The following is a 17666-nucleotide window of genomic DNA, read 5'->3' as shown; positions in this document are numbered from 1 at the left end:
CAGCTCTGGGAAGGGCACCTTCTGCCATCTCGCGTGGCTGGAGGACCTGGGCGCCACGGGGCACGGGGCACGAAAAGATGTTGCTCACGAAATAGGAACAAATCGCAACCAGGCGTGGACAATTACTCAGTGACCATCACCCCTGACCACACAGCACCGGCTGCCGAACCGCCCGCCCCAGCCACCGGATTCCGCACCGAACGGCTGCAACTGGACCCGCTCTCCCCCGCTGAGCTCGACGCCTTGATCATCCAGTCCCGGCTGTCGGACTGGGCGCCGGACTTTCCGCAACCCACAGACCACGACGCCGCCCAGCAGTTCTTTGAAACGGGCCTGAACATTTCCGGCGCACTGACCACCCGCCTCATCCGCGAGCAGGCGACGGCGCAGGTGATTGGGACCATCGGCTTCCTGCTCCTGCCCGAAGAGGGGGACGCGGAGGTGAGCTACAGCGTTGTCCCGTCCCGGCGGGGGCAGGGCTACGCCACCGAAGCGCTCATCGCCATGGCCCGCAGGGCGTTGGAACAGGAAAACGTGTCGAGGGTGGTTGCCTACACCGAGGTGGAGAACGAATCCTCGCAGTCTCTTTTGCTCACCGCCGGATTCCTGCCGGTGGAAACTCCGGGCTTGGGCCTTGGCTTCGCCCTCAGCGCAGCTCAGCTGCCGGAGCTGAGCTTGTAGGCTGCCGCGAGATAGCGCCGGGTAAAGAACCGCTGCACACCGCGGTTGGCGAAGTCGCCGGCGGCCAGAACCCGGTTGGCCGGCCGGCTGTACGCCGCCACCCGGAAGATCAGTTTTCCTTCCCCGTCCAGTTCGGCGTAAAACCCCTCTTCGCCCTGTTCCGGGTGCCCCTTGAGGGTGCCGTAACCGAAACCGGCGCGCTGCCCCGGGATGGGGGCGCCGTCGTCGTCGACTTCTGGTTCCTCGGACCACAGCACCCGGCAGGGAGCGTAGTAGCGCAGCGGACCCACCCCCACTCCGGAGGACATTTCCACCCCCGGAGCGGCGCGGGGCGTGGCTGCCGCCACCCGCAGCCCGGCCCGGCGGTGCAGATCCCAGTCCAGGATGCCATTGGCCAACCGCAGGAATCCGGCCGCCGGATCCGGAACGTCGAGCCTTTCCCGGCGCAGCTCCAGCCGGTATCCGTCCGGCCAGCGCTGGGTGAGCGGCTGGGGATACGGCCGCCGGGTATGGCCGGCGTCAGGGTAGCTCAGGTCCCGGTTCATCCGCCGGCCAGCCCTTTCCACTTCAGTGATTCGCGGTCCCGGGCCGGCAGGGACTCGACCACCAGGTCGTAGGAGTCCTCCACGAGGTCCCGCACCAGATCATCATCCAGCCCCTCATCGAGACGGACAGAGTTCCAGTGCTTCTTGTTCATGTGCCATGCGCCGTTGATTTGGGGATGGGCGGCCCGGAGTTGCAGCGCCAGCTCGGGTTCGCACTTGAGGCTGATCGTCAGCGGTACCCCGGACAGGTCGCAGAGCGCAAACATCCGGGCCTTGCCGCCCGTCGCCTGAACCTTGAACACGGACGCTTCCGGGCCGAACGGAAAGTCCTCGTAGGCCCCCGGAAACTGCAGGCATACCCGTTTCACTTGTGCGGCGTCCATCACCCGAGCCTAGTCCGCCGCCGCGGCGATGCACCACTAGTGAGAAGGCGCCGCGCCACTAGTGAGAAAATGAAGACATCGCAGGTATCCGGCGGCCCGCCACAAGCGGTGCGCTCCCGACTTTTGGAGGATTATTTGGCTCGTACAGGACACCGTGACAGGTTTGCCGCGGCTACGGAAAATGCTGCGGATTCGAAGGGATTTGAACGTGCCGCCCGCGTCGGCTACGCCGCCAGCGGCCTGATGCACCTCCTCATCGGAGTGATTGCCCTGCAGATTGCGTCCGGCGGCAGCGGCAGTGCCGATTCCTCCGGCGCGGTGGGTGCACTGGCCGGGCAGCCGGGCGGGCTGGCCCTGCTCTGGGTCTGTTTCCTGGGCTGCCTCACGCTGGCCGTCTTCCAGTTCTCACGGATCTGGATGGACAGCCGGGGCCTGAGCGGACGGGAGCTGTGGCAGATGCGGGCTTCCGCCGCCGCACTGGCCGCCGCCTACGGCGCCACCGGCATCACGTTCGGCACGTTTGCCCTCGGTGCCGGCAAGGACAGCAGCCAGAGTTCGGCCGGCTGGAGCGCCAGCCTGATGGCCCAGCCCGCCGGCGCGGTCCTGCTGGGGATCGTGGGGCTGGTGATCGTCGGCGTGGGCGGCTACTTCATTTTCAAGGGCGCCAGCCGACGCTTCCGCAGGGATCTGCAGGCCGTTCCATCGGGCACGTGGGAGCACGCCGTCACCATCACCGGTGTCCTCGGGTTCATCGCCAAGGGCTTGTCACTGGTCATCCTGGGAGGCTTCGTGATCGTTGCGGCCGTGGCCGCCGATCCGCAGCGCTCCACCGGGCTCGACGGCGCCCTCCATGCCCTGAGTGCGCAGCCGTACGGCGGGTTGGCGCTGGGCGTGGTGGGCGCAGGCCTCATCTGCTACGGCCTGTACACCGGGATCCTGCAGGCGTGGTTCGCGAAACTCTGAGTCCCCGACCCTATGCCTACAGGCCGTAATACGGAGCCTCGATGACGGGGCAGGTGTTCATGACGACGTCCAGCCCTGCGGCGGCGGCGCGCGCGGCAGCCGCCTCGTCGACGACGCCCAGCTGCAGCCACACCGCTTTGGCGCCAACGGCTATCGCCTGGTCCACGATGTCGCCCACACGCGTCGAATTTACGAAGCAGTCGACGACGTCGATCTGGCCCGGAATATCACTGAGCCGGCGATAGCCCTTGTTGCCGTGGACATCGTCGCCCTTGAGGCTGACCGGAATGATCTCCATGCCCAGGTGGTCCTGGAGGTACTTCGACACCCCCACCGCCGTGCGCCTCGGGTTATTCGAGAGCCCGACGACGGCCCAGCGCCCCTTCTCCCGCAGGAGCCGCCCGATTACTGCGGGGTCGTTGACGTGTGCGCCGCTGACAAGTTCCATGTGCCGTCCTTTGCTGGAGCCCGAAGATCGGGCTCCAGCTTACGCCCGCCGGTGTCAGCTCAGGAAAGATTCGATGGTGTCGGCCAGCTCCGCGTCCGGGACGCTCGCCGCTGTTCCCTCCAGCAGCTGAAATTCCCCCTCGTCCAGGGCCTCCGCGGCGCGGCGGGCGAGGTCCCGGGTCTCATCTGCACTGCTGCTGCCGGCCAGGATGAGAACCGGAACTTCAACACCGGCCAGTCCCTCCAGCTCGGTCTGGAGCACCAGGAGTTCATCGTCGCCGTCGTCGATCGCCGGGCTGGGCTCCAGCGCCACCACGCGGGTGATCACCGCCGACTCCTCGGCGGCCCGCAGCGCCAGGAAAGCTCCGGAGGCAAACCCGTAGAGGGCGGCAGATCCGCCGGCCACCTGCACCACTGCCAGCAGGTCATCGACGTCGGACTCTGCCGTGTATTCCTCCCCCATGCCGCTTTCTCCCATGCCGCGCCGGTCATAGGTGTAGACCGTGTGGTTTTCCGAGAGCAGGTCGGCAAGGACCCGGGTGCTGGAGCTGCTGCGGTCGGCCAGAAGGGGATCGACAATCACGAGCGGCGGGCCACTGCCTTGGCGGGACCAGGCAATGCGGGTTCCGTCTGCGGACAGGGCTATTCCGGAGGCATTGGCTGAGGATTCCATGGCAGGCTCCTGCTGGCTGGGAAAGTGGCGCCCGTAAGGGTGGACGTTCCTTTCAAACGTAGGAGCGGACCGGGCGGCCGGTCAATGCCCGGTCCGGCAGAACAGGACGCCGGCCCGAAGGTCAGCGCACGGCGGGCTGCAGCCGGAACGATGCACCGCGGTGCTCCGCCGGGAGCTTGTCGCCGGCGTCGAAGAGCTTGTTGCGCAGGGTACCCGGCGCATATTCGGTCCGGTAGGCGCCGCGCTTCTGCAGTTCGGGCACCACAAACTCCACGATGTCTTCAAACGTGCCGGGGGTGATGGCATAGGCCAGGTTAAAGCCGTCGACGTCGGTTTCCTCCACCCAGCGGATCATTTCTTCGGCGATCTCCGCGCCCGAGCCGACCATCCGCGGTCCCAGTCCGCCGATGCCGACGGAGTCGGCGATGTCGCGCACCGTCCAGGGTTCGCCGTCGTCCTTCGGTTTCTGGAAATTCGACGCGGCGGACTGGATGGCATTGGATTTCACGTTGCCCAGCGGCTCGTCCAAGTTGTAGGTGGACAGGTCCACTCCCATCCAGCCGGACATCAGGGCCAGCGCGCCTTCGTGGCTGGCGTACTGCTGGTAATCCTCGTGCTTCGCGGCGGCCTCCTGCGCGGTGGCGGCGGTAATCACCGTCATCAGCGTGTAGATCCGGATCGAGTGCCGGTCCCGGCCGGCGGCTTCGGCGGCGTCGCGGATCTTCGTGACGGTGGCCTTGAGCTTCTCCTTGGTGGGCGCCCCCACAAACACGGCCTCCGCGTTGCCTGCGGCGAAGGCGATGCCGCGCGGGGAGGCGCCGGCCTGGTAGATCACCGGGGTGCGCTGCGGCGAGGGCTCGCTGATGTGGATGCCCGGAACCTTGAAGTACTTCCCCTCGTGGTTGATGTCGTGGACCTTGGCCGGGTCGGTGAAGACGCCGGTTTCCTTGTCGCGGACGACGGCGTCGTCCTCCCAGGAGCCCTCGAGCAGTTTGTAGATGACCTCGAGGTATTCGTCGGCGTGGTTGTAGCGCTCGTCGTGCTCCAGCTGGTCTTCCGCGCCCAGATTCCGCGCGGCGGAGGGCAGATAGCCGGTAACGACATTCCAGCCGACCCGGCCGTTGGTGAGGTGGTCCAGGGTGGAAAGCCGGCGGGCAAACGGATAGGGATGTTCATAGGCGGTGCCGGCAGTGACGCCGAAGCCGAGGTGTTCGGTGACCAGGGCCATCGCGGAGACCAGCAGCAGCGGGTCGTTCACCGGAACCTGGGTGCCCTGGCGCAGGGTGGCTTCGTTGGAGCCGCCGTAGACGTCGTATGTGCCCAGGACATCGGCGAGGAAGATGCCGTCGAACAGGCCTTTTTCGCAGGTTTTGGCGAGGTTGGCCCAGTAGCGGAGGTCGGTGTAATTGGCTGACTGGTCCTGCGGATGGCGCCACAGCCCCGGGGACTGGTGGCCCACGCAGTTCATGTCGAAGGCGTTGAACCGGATCTGCCGCCGGGGGCCCTGTGCGGTGGGCTGGGTGCCCTGCTCGGTGGAGGGTGTGCTCTGTGTGGTCGGCTGGATGTTCTGCTCGGTCACGGGGGAACCTTTCGGAACGGGACGCCCCTGAGGGAACGCCGTACTTGCCGTTCGCGGACGCGCAACGGCCGGATCCTCATCTGGGGCACCCCGCTACGGAGAAGAGGGTTGCCGCCCAACCAGCCAGAGCTTCGCGTTGGGACTCATGATCCTTCGGCTCCAGTATTGGCACAGCGATGCGGCTCAACGGAAGTCAATGACCCTGTGTGAACCGCGGGCACGGAGCCGGCCCCGCGGCGGACCTGGGCCTCCAGGCCGGCGCGCGCGGCGGTTTTCCGGCTGGCGCCGCGGCGTCGAAATGTTACGCCGGGGACTTGCCCGTTGTCCGAATGAAGCGTTTAGTGGCTCTTGACCATCCCGAGCGGCTGAGAGACCTGGATCAGTGAAGCCGCAGCAACCCTGGTTGCCGTACCTCCTCCTTGAGGAACGGCAATAGCGAGGACAACACCGCAGGAGGCCGTAACCGGCCCAAGGCGTTTTCCGTAGGGTGCTACTGCCAGGACCGATGGAGAGTTAACATGACCGCCTTGGCTTCACAGTCCCCTGCCGCCGCGCCGCCCGCTGCACCGCTTCAGGCCGCCGGCTCCGCTCTTCCCGTCACGTTTTCCTCGCTGGGCCGCACCTTCGGCGCCGGCCCCGAAGCACACCGGGTGCTGCGGAACATCAACTTCGAGGTGCGCCCGGGCGAGGTCCTGGCCATCCTCGGGTCCAGCGGCTGCGGAAAATCCACGCTGCTGCGTGCCGCAGCCGGCCTGGACGCCGCCAGCACCGGAGAAGTCCTGATCAACGGCACCCCCGTGCACGGGATCGACGACCGCTGCGCCGTCGCATTCCAGGAGCCGCGGCTGCTGCCCTGGCAGACGCTCCAGGCCAACATCGCGATGGGCCTGCCCAAAAGCATGAGCGCCAAGCACGGCAAGGCGAAGGTGGCCGAGCTGTTGGAGCTGGTGGAGCTGGGCCCGTTCGCCGAGCACCGCCCGCGGGCGGTGTCCGGCGGCATGGCCCAGCGCGCCTCCCTGGCCCGTGCCCTGGCCCGGACCCCCGGCGTGCTGCTGCTCGATGAGCCCTTCGGCGCCCTGGACGCGCTGACCCGGCTGAAGATGCAGGACCTGCTCCTCTCGGTGCACACGGCCACCCCCACCACCGTGCTGCTGGTCACCCACGACGTGGATGAAGCCCTCCAGCTGGCGGACCGGATCATTGTGCTGGGCAAGGAACAGGAGAAATCCGGCGCCACGATCACCCAGGTCATCACCGTGCCCGGCAACCGGCCGCGGGACCGGGCCTCGGCGGAGCTGGCGCGAATGCGCGGCGAGCTCCTGGCCAGCCTCGGCGTCGACCGCCACTAGCCTCCCGGCACCGCCCCTCCCCAGCAGCTCCTTCTCACCTGCGTCCGTTCCCTTCGTCCGGACGCTCCCCCAGCAGTTCAGTGCCGTTTTCCGCCCGGCTCGCCGTCCTCCAGCAGAAAGAACTCCCATGAACAGCCGTTCCGTCGTTCCTTCCCCCGCCCCTTCCGCCAACTCTTCTCCGGCCCGCCGCCGACCGGCCCTGTCCCGCGGGCCGGTCAAGGCCCTGGCCGCGGCCGCAGCCGCAGCCTCGCTGCTGCTGACCGGCTGCGTTGCCGGTGAAGATACCGAGCCCGCCGCCAACGCGGAAGCGGCCGACGGCGGAACCCTCACCCTTGATTTCGCCACCTACAACCCGCTCAGCCTGATCATCAAGGAGAAGGGCTGGCTCGAATCCTCGCTGGAAGAGGACGGCATCACGGTGGAGTGGGTGCAGTCCGCCGGGTCCAACAAGGCCAACGAGAACCTGCGCTCCGGAGCCATCGACATCGGATCCACGGCGGGCTCCGCCGCGCTGCTCAACCGGGCCAACGGCTCCCCGATCAAGGCCATCGACGTCTTCTCCCAGCCGGAATGGTCGGCACTGGTGGTCGGCGCCGACTCGGACGTCACCTCAGTGGCGGACCTCAAGGGCAAGTCGGTGGCCGCCACCAAGGGCACCGATCCCTACTTCTTCCTGGTCCAGGCCCTCGAGGAGGCCGGACTCAGCCTCTCCGACGTCACCGTGGAGCAGCTGCAGCACGCCGACGGACGCACCGCCCTGGAAAACGGATCGGTGGACGCCTGGGCCGGACTGGATCCGATCATGGCCGGCGCCGAGCAGAACGGCGCCCAGCTGATCTACCGCAACCTGGACTTCAACACCTACGGCATCCTGGCTGCCAACGAGGCCTTCCTTGCGGAGGACCCGGAACAGGCGCAGGCAGTGGTCAACGCCTACGAGAAGGCCCGCGCCTGGGCCGCCGAAAACCCGGAGGAAACCGCGCGGATCCTCGCCGACGTCGCCGGACTGGACCTGGCGGTGGCGCAGACGGTGGTGCTGGACCGCAGCAACCTCGACGTCGACCCGGCGCCCGGCGAGGCCCAGCGCAGCGTGCTCGAAAAGATCGGGCCCACCCTCGTGGAAACCGGTGACGTGGCCGGCCAGGACGCCGTCGACACGGCACTGGACAGCCTGCTCGATGATTCCTACGTCCAGAACGCTGACCCGGACGCGGTCAAGGAGTCCTGATGACAGGCACCGACAACCCCTACCTCACCGGAACCAGCGCCGTCCCAACCTCCCGGGCCGGGAGAGCCGCCGCCGGAGCCACTGCGGCGCCTCCGGCCGGACCGGAACACAACCCGGCACCGTCCGGACCGCTCTCCCGCCGCTGGATCCGGCTCGCCCTGGGTCTGGTGGTGCCGGCAGCACTGCTCGCGGCCTGGCAGCTCAGCACCGCAGCCGGCATCTTCACCGCCGTCCAGCTGCCGTCGCCCGCCGCCGTCTACACCGCGGCGACCGACCTCATCGACCGCGGCCAGCTGGGCCTGCACGTCGCCATCTCCACGCAGCGGGTACTCATCGGCTTCGCCATCGGCGCACTGCTGGGGCTGGTGCTGGGCGCCCTGCTCGGCCTGTCCCGGCTGGCAGAAATCCTGCTGAGTCCGGTGATCGGCGCGCTGCGCGCCGTGCCGTCGCTGGCCTGGGTGCCGCTGCTGATCCTGTGGCTGAAGATCGGTGAGGATTCCAAGATCACGCTGATCGCCATCGGCGCGTTCTTCCCCGTGTTCACCACCGTGTCCCTGGCCCTGCGCCACGTGGACCGGAACCTGGTGGAAGCCGCCCGCGCCTTCGGGCTCAACGGCCTGAAGCTGCTGACCACCGTGCAGCTGCCCGCCGTCGTTCCCTCCGTGTTTTCCGGGCTGCGCCTGGCACTGGCGCAGGCCTGGCTCTTCCTGGTCGCCGCTGAACTGATCGCCTCTTCCATGGGGCTGGGCTTCCTGCTGATCGATTCGCAGAACAACGGGCGCACCGACCGGCTGCTGCTGGCCATTGTCCTGCTGGCTGTCATCGGCAAGATTACCGATGCCCTGCTGGGCCTCGCCGAAAAGTCGGCGGTGAAAAAATGGGCCTGACCTCAGCGCTCGACGCAACTACCGCCCCGGAGGGCACCCCGGCCGCCGTCACCCCTGCAACCGTGACCGAGCCCGCCACCGAGGCCGAGCGGATCGCGTTCTGGGAAGCAGCTGCCCGCAGGCTCCAGTGGGAACAGCCCTGGCACACCGCGCACACCTTCATCCCCCCGCAGCGGCTGAGCGGACCGGACACCCCGGAGGCCGACGCCGACTACAGCGTCCCCGCGATCGAATGGTTCGCCGGCGGAACCCTGAATGTCGCAGTGAACTGCGTGGACCGGCATGTGGCCGCCGGCCTGGGCGGCAGAGTCGCCCTGCACTTCGAGGGCGAACCCGGCGACCGCCGCACCGTCACCTACGCGGACCTGCAGCGGGAGGTTTCCCGCGCCGCCAACGCCCTGCACGCCCTGGGCATCGGCCGGGGCGACCGCGTGGTCATCTACCTGCCGGTTCTGGTGGAGACCATCGTCATCACGCTGGCCTGCGCCCGCGTCGGCGCCGTCCATTCGCTGGTCTTCGGCGGCTTCTCCGCCGAGGCACTGAAGTTCCGGGTCGAGGACACCGGCGCGAAGCTGCTGGTCACCACCGACGGCCAGTTCCGCCGCGGAACCGCCGTGCCGGTGAAGGACAACGCCGATGCGGCGGTTGCCGGGGCCAACGCCGTGGAGCATGTGCTGGTGGTCCGCCGCACCGGATCGGACATCAGCTGGACCGAGGGCCGCGACGTGTGGTGGCACGAGACCGTGGACACCGCCGCCGACACCCACACGCCGGAAGCCTTCGACGCCGAGACGCCGCTGTTCATCATGTACACCTCCGGAACCACCGGAAAGCCCAAGGGCCTGGTGCACACCATGGGCGGCTACCTGACTCAGGCGTCGTGGAGCTACGACTACCTCTTCGCCAATTCGGATCCAGCGGAACGGGACACCGACGTGCATTGGTGCACCGCCGACCTGGCCTGGGTCACCGCCCACACGTACGAGATCTACGGCCCGCTCGCCAACGGCGCCACCCAGGTTATTTTCGAGGGCACTCCCAACACCCCGCATCCGGGACGGCACCTGGAGATTATCGACCGCTACCGGGTGACCAGCTATTACACCGCGCCCACCCTGGTCCGGTCCCTGATGGGCTGGTTCCCCGACGGCGTTCCGGAGCGTTATGACCTCTCCTCCATCCGGTTGCTGGGAACCGTGGGGGAAGCCGTGAACCCCGAGGCCTGGCGCTGGCTGCGCGAGCAGCTTGGCCGCGGGGAGGTGCCGGTGATCGACACCTGGTGGCAGTCCGAAACCGGCGCCACAATCCTCTCCCCGCGCCCCACTGACACCGCGTTCAAGCCCGGCTGCGCCTCCCGCGCCCTGCCCGGCGTGAGCACTCGAATCGTGGATGAGGCCGGCAATCCGGTGCCCCCGAACACCCAGGGCTTCATTGTGGTGGACCGGACCGGCCCGGCGATGGCCCGCACCGTGTGGGGAAACCCGCAGCGCTACCTCGCCTCCTACTGGCGGCAGTATGCGCGGCAGGGCTGGTTCCTGGCCGGCGACGGCGCCCGGTACGACGACGACGGCGACACCTGGATCCTCGGCCGCACCGACGACGTGCTCAATGTGTCAGGGCACCGCCTGTCCACGATCGAAATCGAATCCGCCCTGGTGTCCCATCCCTGGGTCACCGAGGCCGGAGTGTGCCCGGTGGCCGATCCAAAAACCGGACACGCGATCACCGCCTTTGTGGTCCTGTCCGCCGCCGCTGCCCTGCCCGAATCCGGCCCCGCGGATCCGGTGTTCATGCAGCGGGTCACCGCCGAGCTCCGGGCCCACATCGCGCGGGAAATCGGGCCCATCGCCAAGCCGGCCGCCGTCGTCGTCGTCCCAGATGTGCCCAAGACCCGCTCGGGGAAAATCATGCGCCGGCTGCTGACCCAGTTGTTTGAGGGCACGCGGCTGGGCGATACCACCAGTCTGCAGAACGAACCGTGCATCGCTGACATCGCCCGCGTCTGCGAAGCCCGGCGACAAGGAGCCGGTCAGTGAACCCGGGTCAGCGTCACGCGGTCCATCACCACCGCGCCGCCCATGGCCCGGTGAATGCGCAGAAACTCCGTGGGCGAGACCTCCAGATACGTGGTGTCCGTCTTGGCCGGCAGCAGGTCTGCGTGCAGCCCGTCCATCAGCTCCAGGAAGAGCCGGTTGGCTTCCCCCTGGGGCAGGGGCTCCGTGGCAGTGATCCTGTGCGTGGCGGCCCCCAGCTTGTAGCCGGCTTCAATGACAACGACGTACTCGTCCATGGGAATCATTTCCTTCGTCGTTCCGTCCGGCGTCCTCCGCCGCTGCCCGTCCGCTGTGTTCGCAGTCCTGCTGAACATTCTTCGTCCGCCACCCGCAACTTGCAACGATCGAGCAGCCGCTTCACCGCGGCCCACCAGGAAGGAGCACTCATTTCATGAGTGATCGACAATTCGGCTTCCGGACCCGTGCCCTGCACGCCGGCGGCACCCCCGATGCCACGCACGGCGCCCGCGCCGTGCCCATTTACCAGACCACGTCGTTTGTCTTCAAGGACACCGACGACGCGGCGAACCTCTTCTCGCTGCAGAAGTACGGCAACATCTACTCCCGCATCGGCAACCCGACGGTCGCGGCCTTCGAGGAGCGCATCGCCTCGCTGGAGGGCGGCATCGGTGCCGTGGCGACGGCGTCGGGCATGTCCGCTGAGTTCGTGACCTTCGCTGCCCTGTGCGGCGCGGGGGATCACATCGTGGCCGCCGCGCAGCTCTACGGCGGCACCGTGACGCAGCTGGACGTGACGCTGCGGCGCTTCGGCATCGACACCACGTTTGTTCCCGGCACGGATCCCGCGGACTACGCGGCGGCCATTCGGGAGAACACCAAGGCCGTGTACGCCGAAGTCGTGGCCAATCCCAGCGGCGAAATCACCGACATCGCCGGGCTGGCGAAGGTGGCGCACGACGCCGGCGTGCCGCTGATCCTCGATGCCACCCTGAGCACTCCGTACCTGGTGCGGCCGTTCGAGCACGGCGCCGACATTGTCATCCACTCGGCCACCAAGTTCCTCGGCGGGCACGGAACCACGCTGGGCGGCGTCGTCGTCGAATCCGGCACGTTCAATTGGGGCAACGGCAAGTTTCCGGCAATGACCGAGCCGGTGGCCAGCTACGGCAACATTTCCTGGTGGGGGAACTTCGGCGAGTACGGATTCCTCACCAAGCTGCGTTCCGAGCAGCTGCGCGACATCGGCCCCGCGCTCAGCGCGCAGTCAGCATTCCAGCTGCTGCAGGGGGTGGAAACGCTGCCGCAGCGCCTGGACGAACACCTGAAAAACGCGCAGGCGGTTGCCGAATGGCTGGAGGCCGACGAGCGCGTGTCCTGGGTCAGTTACGCCGGGCTGCCCTCCCATCCGCACCATGAGCGGGCGAAGAAATACCTGCCCAAGGGACCGGGGTCGGTGTTCAGCTTCGGAGTCCGGGGCGGCCGCGAGGCCGGCAAGGCCTTTATTGAGGCCCTGCAGCTGGCCTCGCACCTGGCCAACGTGGGCGATTCCCGGACCCTGGTCATCCACCCCGGCTCCACCACGCACGGCCAGCTCTCCCCGGAGCAGCTCACCGCGGCGGGCGTGGCCGAGGATCTGGTCCGGATTTCCGTGGGTCTGGAGGACCTTGCGGACATCCTCTGGGACCTGGATCAGGCGCTCGACGCCGCTGCCTCGTCCGCGGCGTCGGCTGATGCCGCTTCCGCCCCGTCAGTTGTCCCGTCCGATGTCCCGGTTGTGCCCCCGCTGAAGGAGTCCGCCCATGTCCGCTGAAGCCATTGCCGAACCGCGCGCCTGGGACGGCCCGAGCGCTCCGGAGCGTCTGGCGCTGCTGCGCAGCGCGAAGTCCATTGCCATTGTGGGCGCCTCGGACAAGCCGTCCCGGGCGTCCTACTTCGTGGCGACGTACCTGCTCTCGTCGTCTCCGTACACGGTCTATTTCGTGAACCCGGTGGCCAAGGAAATCCTGGGCCGGCCCGTCTACGCCTCCTTGGCGGATCTGCCCGAGGTCCCGGACATTGTGGACGTGTTCCGCCGCCACGACGACCTGCCGTCCGTGCTGGAGGAGACCATCGCCGTCGGGGCGAAAACGCTGTGGCTGCAGCTGGGTTCCTGGCATGAGGACGTGGCCCACGCCGCTGAGGCTGCCGGGCTGGACGTGGTGATGGACCGCTGCGTCAAGATTGAGCACGCCCGGTTCCACGGCGGACTGAACCTGGCCGGCTTTAATACCGGCGTCATTTCCTCGAAACGGCAGCTGACCGCTTAGGGATGCCGCCCGCCGGCGGCCCGAGACGGCGCGGGTTCGGGGGACAACGCGGCTTCGGGGGACGGCGCCTGCGCGTCGGCACTTTCGGCGGGCAGCGGCGCCGTCTCCCCGCTGTCCTCCTGCTTCGGCTGAGCGGGCTCCGTTGCGCCGCCAGTGAATGATTCGCAGGTGAGCCGCAGGGCATTGCTGGCCGCAACTCCGGTTGTCCCGGCCGCCATGGCACCGGCCAGCGCGAAACTCAGGATGAGGCCGCGGTGCGTCTGTGTCCGCTGACGCGGCGGGTTGGCGGTTTTGAGCAGTGTGGCCAGCTCGCCGGTCGGCTCCGGAGCCGGCGAGGCGCGAAAGGAACGCAGGAGACGCAGGCCCTTAAGGAGCTCCGGGCTTTCCTCAATGTTGGATTCGGCAAGGAGGCGGTGAACTTTCGGGTCGCCGCCGGTCTCAGGCGATTCGTTCATGAGCTGGCTCCTCCTTCCGTTCCAACCGGTCCTTCAATATTTTCAGCGCCCTGCTTTGGAGCTGTTTGACGGCTCCCTCGCTGCTGCCCATGATGCTGGCTGTTTCCTCGATCGACAGGTCGGCCACAACCCGCAACAGCAGCACTTCCTGTTGCCGGGGCGGGAGCCCGTCAAGCAGCGCGGCAACGCCGGCTCCGGATTCAAGCACCGTTTCCTCGGCCGAAACGCTGATTCGGACATCGGCCGCGGGATGGAACTGCGCAAACACCGGTTGCCGCTCACGCCGTCGGGCGTCGTCGACCATTCGCGCGTGCGCCACCGAGAAAGCGAAGGTGCGCATTCCGGACAGGCCGCCGGTGAGCGAGTGCAGTTTGCCGAAGACCGTCAGAAAGACTTCCTGGGTCAGGCCCTCCGGATCCTCACATCCCTTGCCGGCGAGATAGCCCAGGATCGACGGAGCCAGGACCAGGTATATTTCGCGCAGCGCCTTGGGTTTCCCGGCACGGGCGGCAGCGAGGATGTCCTCTGTCAGGGCTGTGGCCAAGGTTCGGTCTTTCCCTAGCGGAAGGATGGGCGTCCCAAATGTTACTACCGCGACGACCTGAGGTGCGGACATGACGAAACGGCCGCACCGGGGCTCGTTGGGGGGATAAGCCTCGGTGCGACCGTTCCAAAAGTGTAATCGTCCCGGAACTGCCAAAAGTTACGCGGGCGCCGAAACTATTTTCCTTGGGCCCGCTCTCGACGGGGAAGGCTTAGCCGGCGGAAATAATCTGGTCATTGGCGGCAAAGCGGCGGTTCCTGAGCACCGGCAGGAACTCGCGCACGTCGTCGATCCGCTTGCGGGTCACGTCGGCCGTGACTACGGCCTCGGCTTCATCGTCCAGGAAGGCCTGCGCAACACCCATCGGGTCCAGGATGGCCGAGTGGCCCACCGTGTGGCGGCTGGAGGTCCCTGCGGCAGCCACCCACACGGTGTTTTCGATCGCCCGGGCCTTGAGCAGGGTTTCCCAGTGTTCAATCTTGTGTTCGCCCTTGAACCAGGCGGCCGGAACCGCCAGCAGGTCCGCCCCCTTGTCGGTGAGTGCCCGCGCCAGCTCGGGGAACCGGATGTCGTAGCAGGTCATCAGGCCAACCTTGATGCCGCCGAGATCCACCACCTTCACGCCGCCGTTGCCGGGCTTGATCCGGGCGGATTCGGCGTAGCTGAAGGCGTCATACAGGTGCAGTTTGCGGTACGTGTCAGCGATCCGCCCGGTGGCCTCGATCAGCACGAGGGTGTTGTACGGGCGGTCCTCGCCGCTGGATTCGTAACCGCCGGCGACGACGGCGATGCCCAGCTCCGCCGCGAGCATCGACAGCTGCTGGACGAAGGTGGTCCAGCCGGCGTCGACGGCCGCGGCCAGCGGGCCCTCGACCTTGCCGACGCTGAACATGGATTCCTCGGGAAACACGATCAGCTCGGCGCCCTCGGTCTTCGCTTTCTCCGCCAGCGAGCGCATCACCTCGAGGTTCTCTCCGACGTCGCCCGTGGGACTGAACTGGCCTACGCTCACCAACATAACCAAACCGCCTTCTTATGGAGCCGAAGTTTCTCCCAGCCTAGAGCAGGGAGACGGCCTTCCGCAGGATTCCTCCACCCGTTGAGGGCCAGTGCAGAGTACGCGGCTGCCCCAGAGCCAGCTACGGGTTGCCGGCGCGGGACCAGAAGCCTTGTATCGCCGCCGTGACCTGATCCGCGGCAATGAGGAGCGGCGCGACGTGCCCGTTGCCGGGAACCGGGAGAAAACTTCCATCCGGCACTGAACGCCCCGCGCGCTCTGCCTCCTGAAGGTCGTTCATAGCGTCCTCTCGTCCGCTCATCATGAGCGTCGGTACGCGCAATCGCGGGAGCACCGGGCGTAAATCCGGACGACCGAGCATCAAGGAACGCATGGCCCAGTACTTGCCCTGCCTGTTCCCCCTGCGGAAGGCTGCAGCCACCTGCGAAGCAGCCTCGGGTGCGGTCTTGTCCGCATCCGGACCCACGAGTGCTTCCACCACTGCTCCCGTGAACGGTCCCGGGCCGAGGATCCTGTACAGGTAAACCAATAGGGAGGTCTTTTGGCGCTGACCCCTCGGCAAGGCGTACGCAGGCGTCCCGATGGTAGTCAGTGATGCGCAGCGGGTGGGGTAGGCGTCGGCGAAAAGAATGCCGACATGTCCTCCCCAGGCGTTTCCCACCCAGTCGACGGGGTCAGTTATGCCGACCGCGTCCATAATTTGGGCCGCTGCGGTTGCGCAGTCCTGCAAGGCATAACGCCGGCGAACTCCAGGGCTGCCGCCGTGGCCTGGACCGTCCACAAGAAAAAGTTCGTGACTGCGTCCAAGATCGCCTGTCACCCCTGCGAATGTCTCTGAATCAACAAACATGCTGTGCCATAGAAGCGCCGGAGAACCGGCCCCCGTACGGCGGACCATCAGCGGACCCAAAACTGTGTCCACCATGGCCGATGTTCTCGTATCCATGCCAGTCTCCTAGAAAGTGCCCCCGGAGGATGCCGGGCGTATTCCTTCGGTTTCCGAAGCTTACGAGCTAGACTGTCCTCCATGCCGCAGCCCCAGTCAAGAGATTCCCCTATCGGAAATTCCAAGCCAACACGGCTTCCCGTCGGCCAGCTGCTGGTCCGTCTGCTCGCCGAGTTTCGTCGCGAGTTACTGGCCGAGGCGGAGGGGCACGGCTACGGCGATCTTCGTCCGGCCCACCTCCAGATCACGGGCAACGTGGGGACAAAGGGCATCCGCCTGACCGCGCTGGCTGCAAGAGCCCAGTTGAGCCTGGCGGCAACATCAGAGTTGGTAAATGAGCTGCAAGCCCTGGGGTATCTCGAGCGAAAGCCGGACCCCGTGGATGCCCGAGCAAAACTGATCCTCCCCACGGCCCGCGGATTAAAGCTGCTGCAGGAGGCCTCGGCAAAGGTCGCGGAGCTCGAGCAGCAATGGGCAGGTTATGCCGGCGATCGGAACTTTGAAGCTGCAATGCAAACCCTTCAGACAGTTCTCAACGCCACCCGACAGGGTCAAAAAAACTAGACTGCATCTGGGCAGCGGGCCGGCCGTCCATTTCGACCACCGAGCCGTAGCCCTCCCTGGGGCTTCGCCCCGCCTAGACTGGGGCCGCATGGACGAACTCACGCTGCCGATCAACCTGACCACTGCCCGCGGCACCCTAAATCCGCAGGCCGTGGGCTACTCCCGCTCACCGCTGCACCGCACGCCGCTTCCCGACGGTCCCGCGGGCCGGCTGCGGACCAAACGCTGGGAATACTGGGGTGTGCTGACTCCGGAGCTGGCGCTGGGCATGACCATCGTGAATCTCGGCTACGCCGCCAGCCTGCAGCTGTACGTCCTGAACCGGTCCACCGGCGAGGAGATCAGCATCGAGCCGCTGAAGATCCTGCCCTCCGCCGCCGACATCCAGCTGCCGGACACGCTTCCGCCCCTGACAGCGCTGGGATCGGCGGGCGACGTGTCACTGCGCTTCCACGACGACGACGGCGGCACCCACCTGCGCGCCCGCTCACCGCGGGTGGCCGTGGACCTGTATGCACCCGCCGACGGCGATGTGCTGGGCGTGGTGGTGCCCTGGTCGGACCGCCGGTTCCAGTACACGCTCAAGGACGTGGCCCGCAGCGTCGCCGGCACGGTGACGGTGGACGGCAAGACTTATGACGTGTCGACGGATGCGTTTGCCGTCCTGGACCGCGGCCGGGGTCGCTGGCCCTACCGGACGACGTGGACCTGGGGCGCGGGCTCCGGAACCGTGAACGGCACCCGGCTTGGCCTGCAGCTGGGCGGGCAGTGGACCGCGGGTACGCCGGCCACCGAAAATGCCCTGATCGTGGACGGCCGGCTGCACCATTACGACGGGGAACTGGAGTTCACCTACGACCTGGAGGATCCGGATTCGCCCTGGACGGTGCACGGGCCGTGGATCGATGCCGTGCTCACGCCCTTTCACCGCAGAAAGTCCGCCACCAAAGCCGTCGTCATTTCGTCGGAAATCTGGCAGGCCTTCGGCACCTGGACCGGAACGGCCCGCACTCCCGACGGCACCGGCTATTCGCTGGACGGCCTGGGCGGCTGGATCGAGGAAGCCCGGCACCGCTGGTAGTC

At 67.2% G+C, this 17666-nt stretch carries 20 protein-coding genes and 1 riboswitch; of the genes, 10 read left to right on the top strand and 10 right to left on the bottom strand.

Features of this window, described 5'->3' with window-relative positions; genetic code table 11:
- Positions 1–114: 114 nt before the first annotated feature.
- Complete coding sequence (locus tag QNO08_RS00965) at positions 115–681, top strand: GNAT family N-acetyltransferase (protein ID WP_284155629.1); 567 nt, start codon at positions 115–117, stop codon at positions 679–681.
- Here the strand turns inward: QNO08_RS00965 and QNO08_RS00960 are convergent.
- Positions 657–1226, bottom strand: coding sequence for a DUF1990 domain-containing protein (locus QNO08_RS00960; RefSeq protein WP_229966646.1), 570 nt, complete (start codon positions 1224–1226; stop codon positions 657–659). The genes QNO08_RS00965 and QNO08_RS00960 overlap by 25 nt on opposite strands.
- Positions 1223–1609 carry an MmcQ/YjbR family DNA-binding protein gene (locus QNO08_RS00955; RefSeq protein WP_229966645.1) on the bottom strand — a complete coding sequence of 129 codons (387 nt, stop codon included), beginning with the start codon at positions 1607–1609 and terminating at the stop codon, positions 1223–1225. Before QNO08_RS00955 ends, QNO08_RS00960 begins: the two co-directional genes overlap by 4 nt.
- Before the next feature lie 135 nt (positions 1610–1744).
- Between QNO08_RS00955 and QNO08_RS00950 the strand changes: the two genes are divergently transcribed.
- The gene (locus tag QNO08_RS00950; protein WP_229966644.1) at positions 1745–2572 is read left to right on the top strand and encodes a DUF1206 domain-containing protein; all 828 of its coding nucleotides are present in this window, start codon (positions 1745–1747) and stop codon (positions 2570–2572) included.
- A 16-nt stretch (positions 2573–2588) separates the two neighbouring features.
- Here QNO08_RS00950 and QNO08_RS00945 read toward each other — a convergent pair whose 3' ends face one another.
- The 3 genes from QNO08_RS00945 to QNO08_RS00935 all read right to left on the bottom strand — a co-directional run bounded on the left by QNO08_RS00945 (position 2589) and on the right by QNO08_RS00935 (position 5181).
- The gene (locus QNO08_RS00945; RefSeq protein ID WP_229966643.1) at positions 2589–3020 is read right to left on the bottom strand and encodes a CoA-binding protein; all 432 of its coding nucleotides are present in this window, start codon (positions 3018–3020) and stop codon (positions 2589–2591) included.
- Between the two features lie 54 nt (positions 3021–3074).
- Positions 3075–3692: an alpha/beta fold hydrolase gene (locus QNO08_RS00940; protein ID WP_229966642.1), complete on the bottom strand. Its 618-nt coding sequence runs from the start codon at positions 3690–3692 to the stop codon at positions 3075–3077.
- A gap of 121 nt (positions 3693–3813) precedes the next feature.
- A complete protein-coding gene (locus QNO08_RS00935) occupies positions 3814–5181 on the bottom strand; it encodes an LLM class flavin-dependent oxidoreductase (RefSeq protein WP_284015892.1) in 1368 nt (455 codons plus the stop codon).
- 125 nt (positions 5182–5306) lie between these two features.
- A riboswitch (SAM riboswitch) is annotated at positions 5307–5422 on the bottom strand.
- A 367-nt stretch (positions 5423–5789) separates the two neighbouring features.
- Here QNO08_RS00935 and QNO08_RS00930 point away from each other — a divergent pair.
- The 4 genes from QNO08_RS00930 to acs all read left to right on the top strand — a co-directional run bounded on the left by QNO08_RS00930 (position 5790) and on the right by acs (position 10771).
- Entirely contained in the window at positions 5790–6620 is an 831-nt protein-coding gene (locus QNO08_RS00930; RefSeq protein WP_229966641.1) for an ABC transporter ATP-binding protein, read from the top strand.
- A 127-nt stretch (positions 6621–6747) separates the two neighbouring features.
- Positions 6748–7848, top strand: coding sequence for an aliphatic sulfonate ABC transporter substrate-binding protein (locus QNO08_RS00925; protein ID WP_229966640.1), 1101 nt, complete (start codon positions 6748–6750; stop codon positions 7846–7848).
- On the top strand, positions 7848–8735 hold the full coding sequence (locus tag QNO08_RS00920) for an ABC transporter permease (protein WP_229966639.1): 888 nt from the start codon (positions 7848–7850) through the stop codon (positions 8733–8735). Before QNO08_RS00925 ends, QNO08_RS00920 begins: the two co-directional genes overlap by 1 nt.
- Positions 8726–10771, top strand: coding sequence for an acetate--CoA ligase (acs, locus tag QNO08_RS00915; protein WP_229966638.1), 2046 nt, complete (start codon positions 8726–8728; stop codon positions 10769–10771). The genes QNO08_RS00920 and acs overlap by 10 nt, the downstream gene beginning before the upstream one ends.
- Here the strand turns inward: acs and QNO08_RS00910 are convergent.
- Positions 10765–11103, bottom strand: a complete 339-nt coding sequence (locus QNO08_RS00910) for a hypothetical protein (RefSeq protein WP_229966637.1) — start codon at positions 11101–11103, stop codon at positions 10765–10767. The genes acs and QNO08_RS00910 overlap by 7 nt on opposite strands.
- Before the next feature lie 77 nt (positions 11104–11180).
- On the opposite strand from QNO08_RS00910, the gene QNO08_RS00905 reads away from it, so the two are divergent.
- A complete protein-coding gene (locus QNO08_RS00905) occupies positions 11181–12560 on the top strand; it encodes an O-acetylhomoserine aminocarboxypropyltransferase/cysteine synthase family protein (protein ID WP_229966636.1) in 1380 nt (459 codons plus the stop codon).
- Positions 12550–13056 carry a CoA-binding protein gene (locus QNO08_RS00900; protein ID WP_229966635.1) on the top strand — a complete coding sequence of 169 codons (507 nt, stop codon included), beginning with the start codon at positions 12550–12552 and terminating at the stop codon, positions 13054–13056. The genes QNO08_RS00905 and QNO08_RS00900 overlap by 11 nt, the downstream gene beginning before the upstream one ends.
- On the opposite strand, the gene QNO08_RS00895 is transcribed toward QNO08_RS00900, so the two are convergent.
- From QNO08_RS00895 to QNO08_RS00880, 4 genes are all read right to left on the bottom strand, one after another.
- Positions 13053–13511, bottom strand: a complete 459-nt coding sequence (locus QNO08_RS00895) for a hypothetical protein (protein WP_229966634.1) — start codon at positions 13509–13511, stop codon at positions 13053–13055. The two genes, QNO08_RS00900 and QNO08_RS00895, sit on opposite strands and share 4 nt — an antisense overlap.
- Positions 13495–14055: an RNA polymerase sigma factor gene (locus QNO08_RS00890; protein ID WP_229966633.1), complete on the bottom strand. Its 561-nt coding sequence runs from the start codon at positions 14053–14055 to the stop codon at positions 13495–13497. Before QNO08_RS00890 ends, QNO08_RS00895 begins: the two co-directional genes overlap by 17 nt.
- A gap of 211 nt (positions 14056–14266) precedes the next feature.
- Positions 14267–15073, bottom strand: coding sequence for a carbon-nitrogen hydrolase family protein (locus QNO08_RS00885; RefSeq protein WP_229966632.1), 807 nt, complete (start codon positions 15071–15073; stop codon positions 14267–14269).
- Between the two features lie 121 nt (positions 15074–15194).
- Positions 15195–16019 (bottom strand): alpha/beta fold hydrolase, encoded by an 825-nt coding sequence (locus tag QNO08_RS00880; protein ID WP_229966631.1) that lies wholly within the window; start codon positions 16017–16019, stop codon positions 15195–15197.
- 81 nt (positions 16020–16100) lie between these two features.
- On the opposite strand from QNO08_RS00880, the gene QNO08_RS00875 reads away from it, so the two are divergent.
- Positions 16101–16583, top strand: a complete 483-nt coding sequence (locus tag QNO08_RS00875) for a MarR family winged helix-turn-helix transcriptional regulator (RefSeq protein ID WP_229966630.1) — start codon at positions 16101–16103, stop codon at positions 16581–16583.
- 88 nt (positions 16584–16671) lie between these two features.
- Positions 16672–17664: a DUF2804 domain-containing protein gene (locus QNO08_RS00870; protein ID WP_229966629.1), complete on the top strand. Its 993-nt coding sequence runs from the start codon at positions 16672–16674 to the stop codon at positions 17662–17664.
- The last annotated feature ends 2 nt before the right edge of the window (positions 17665–17666 follow it).

Source organism: Arthrobacter sp. zg-Y820 (assembly GCF_030142155.1).
In the GTDB taxonomy this organism is placed as follows: Bacteria; Actinomycetota; Actinomycetes; order Actinomycetales; family Micrococcaceae; genus Arthrobacter_B.
This window is presented reverse-complemented; position numbering and strand designations above follow the sequence as displayed.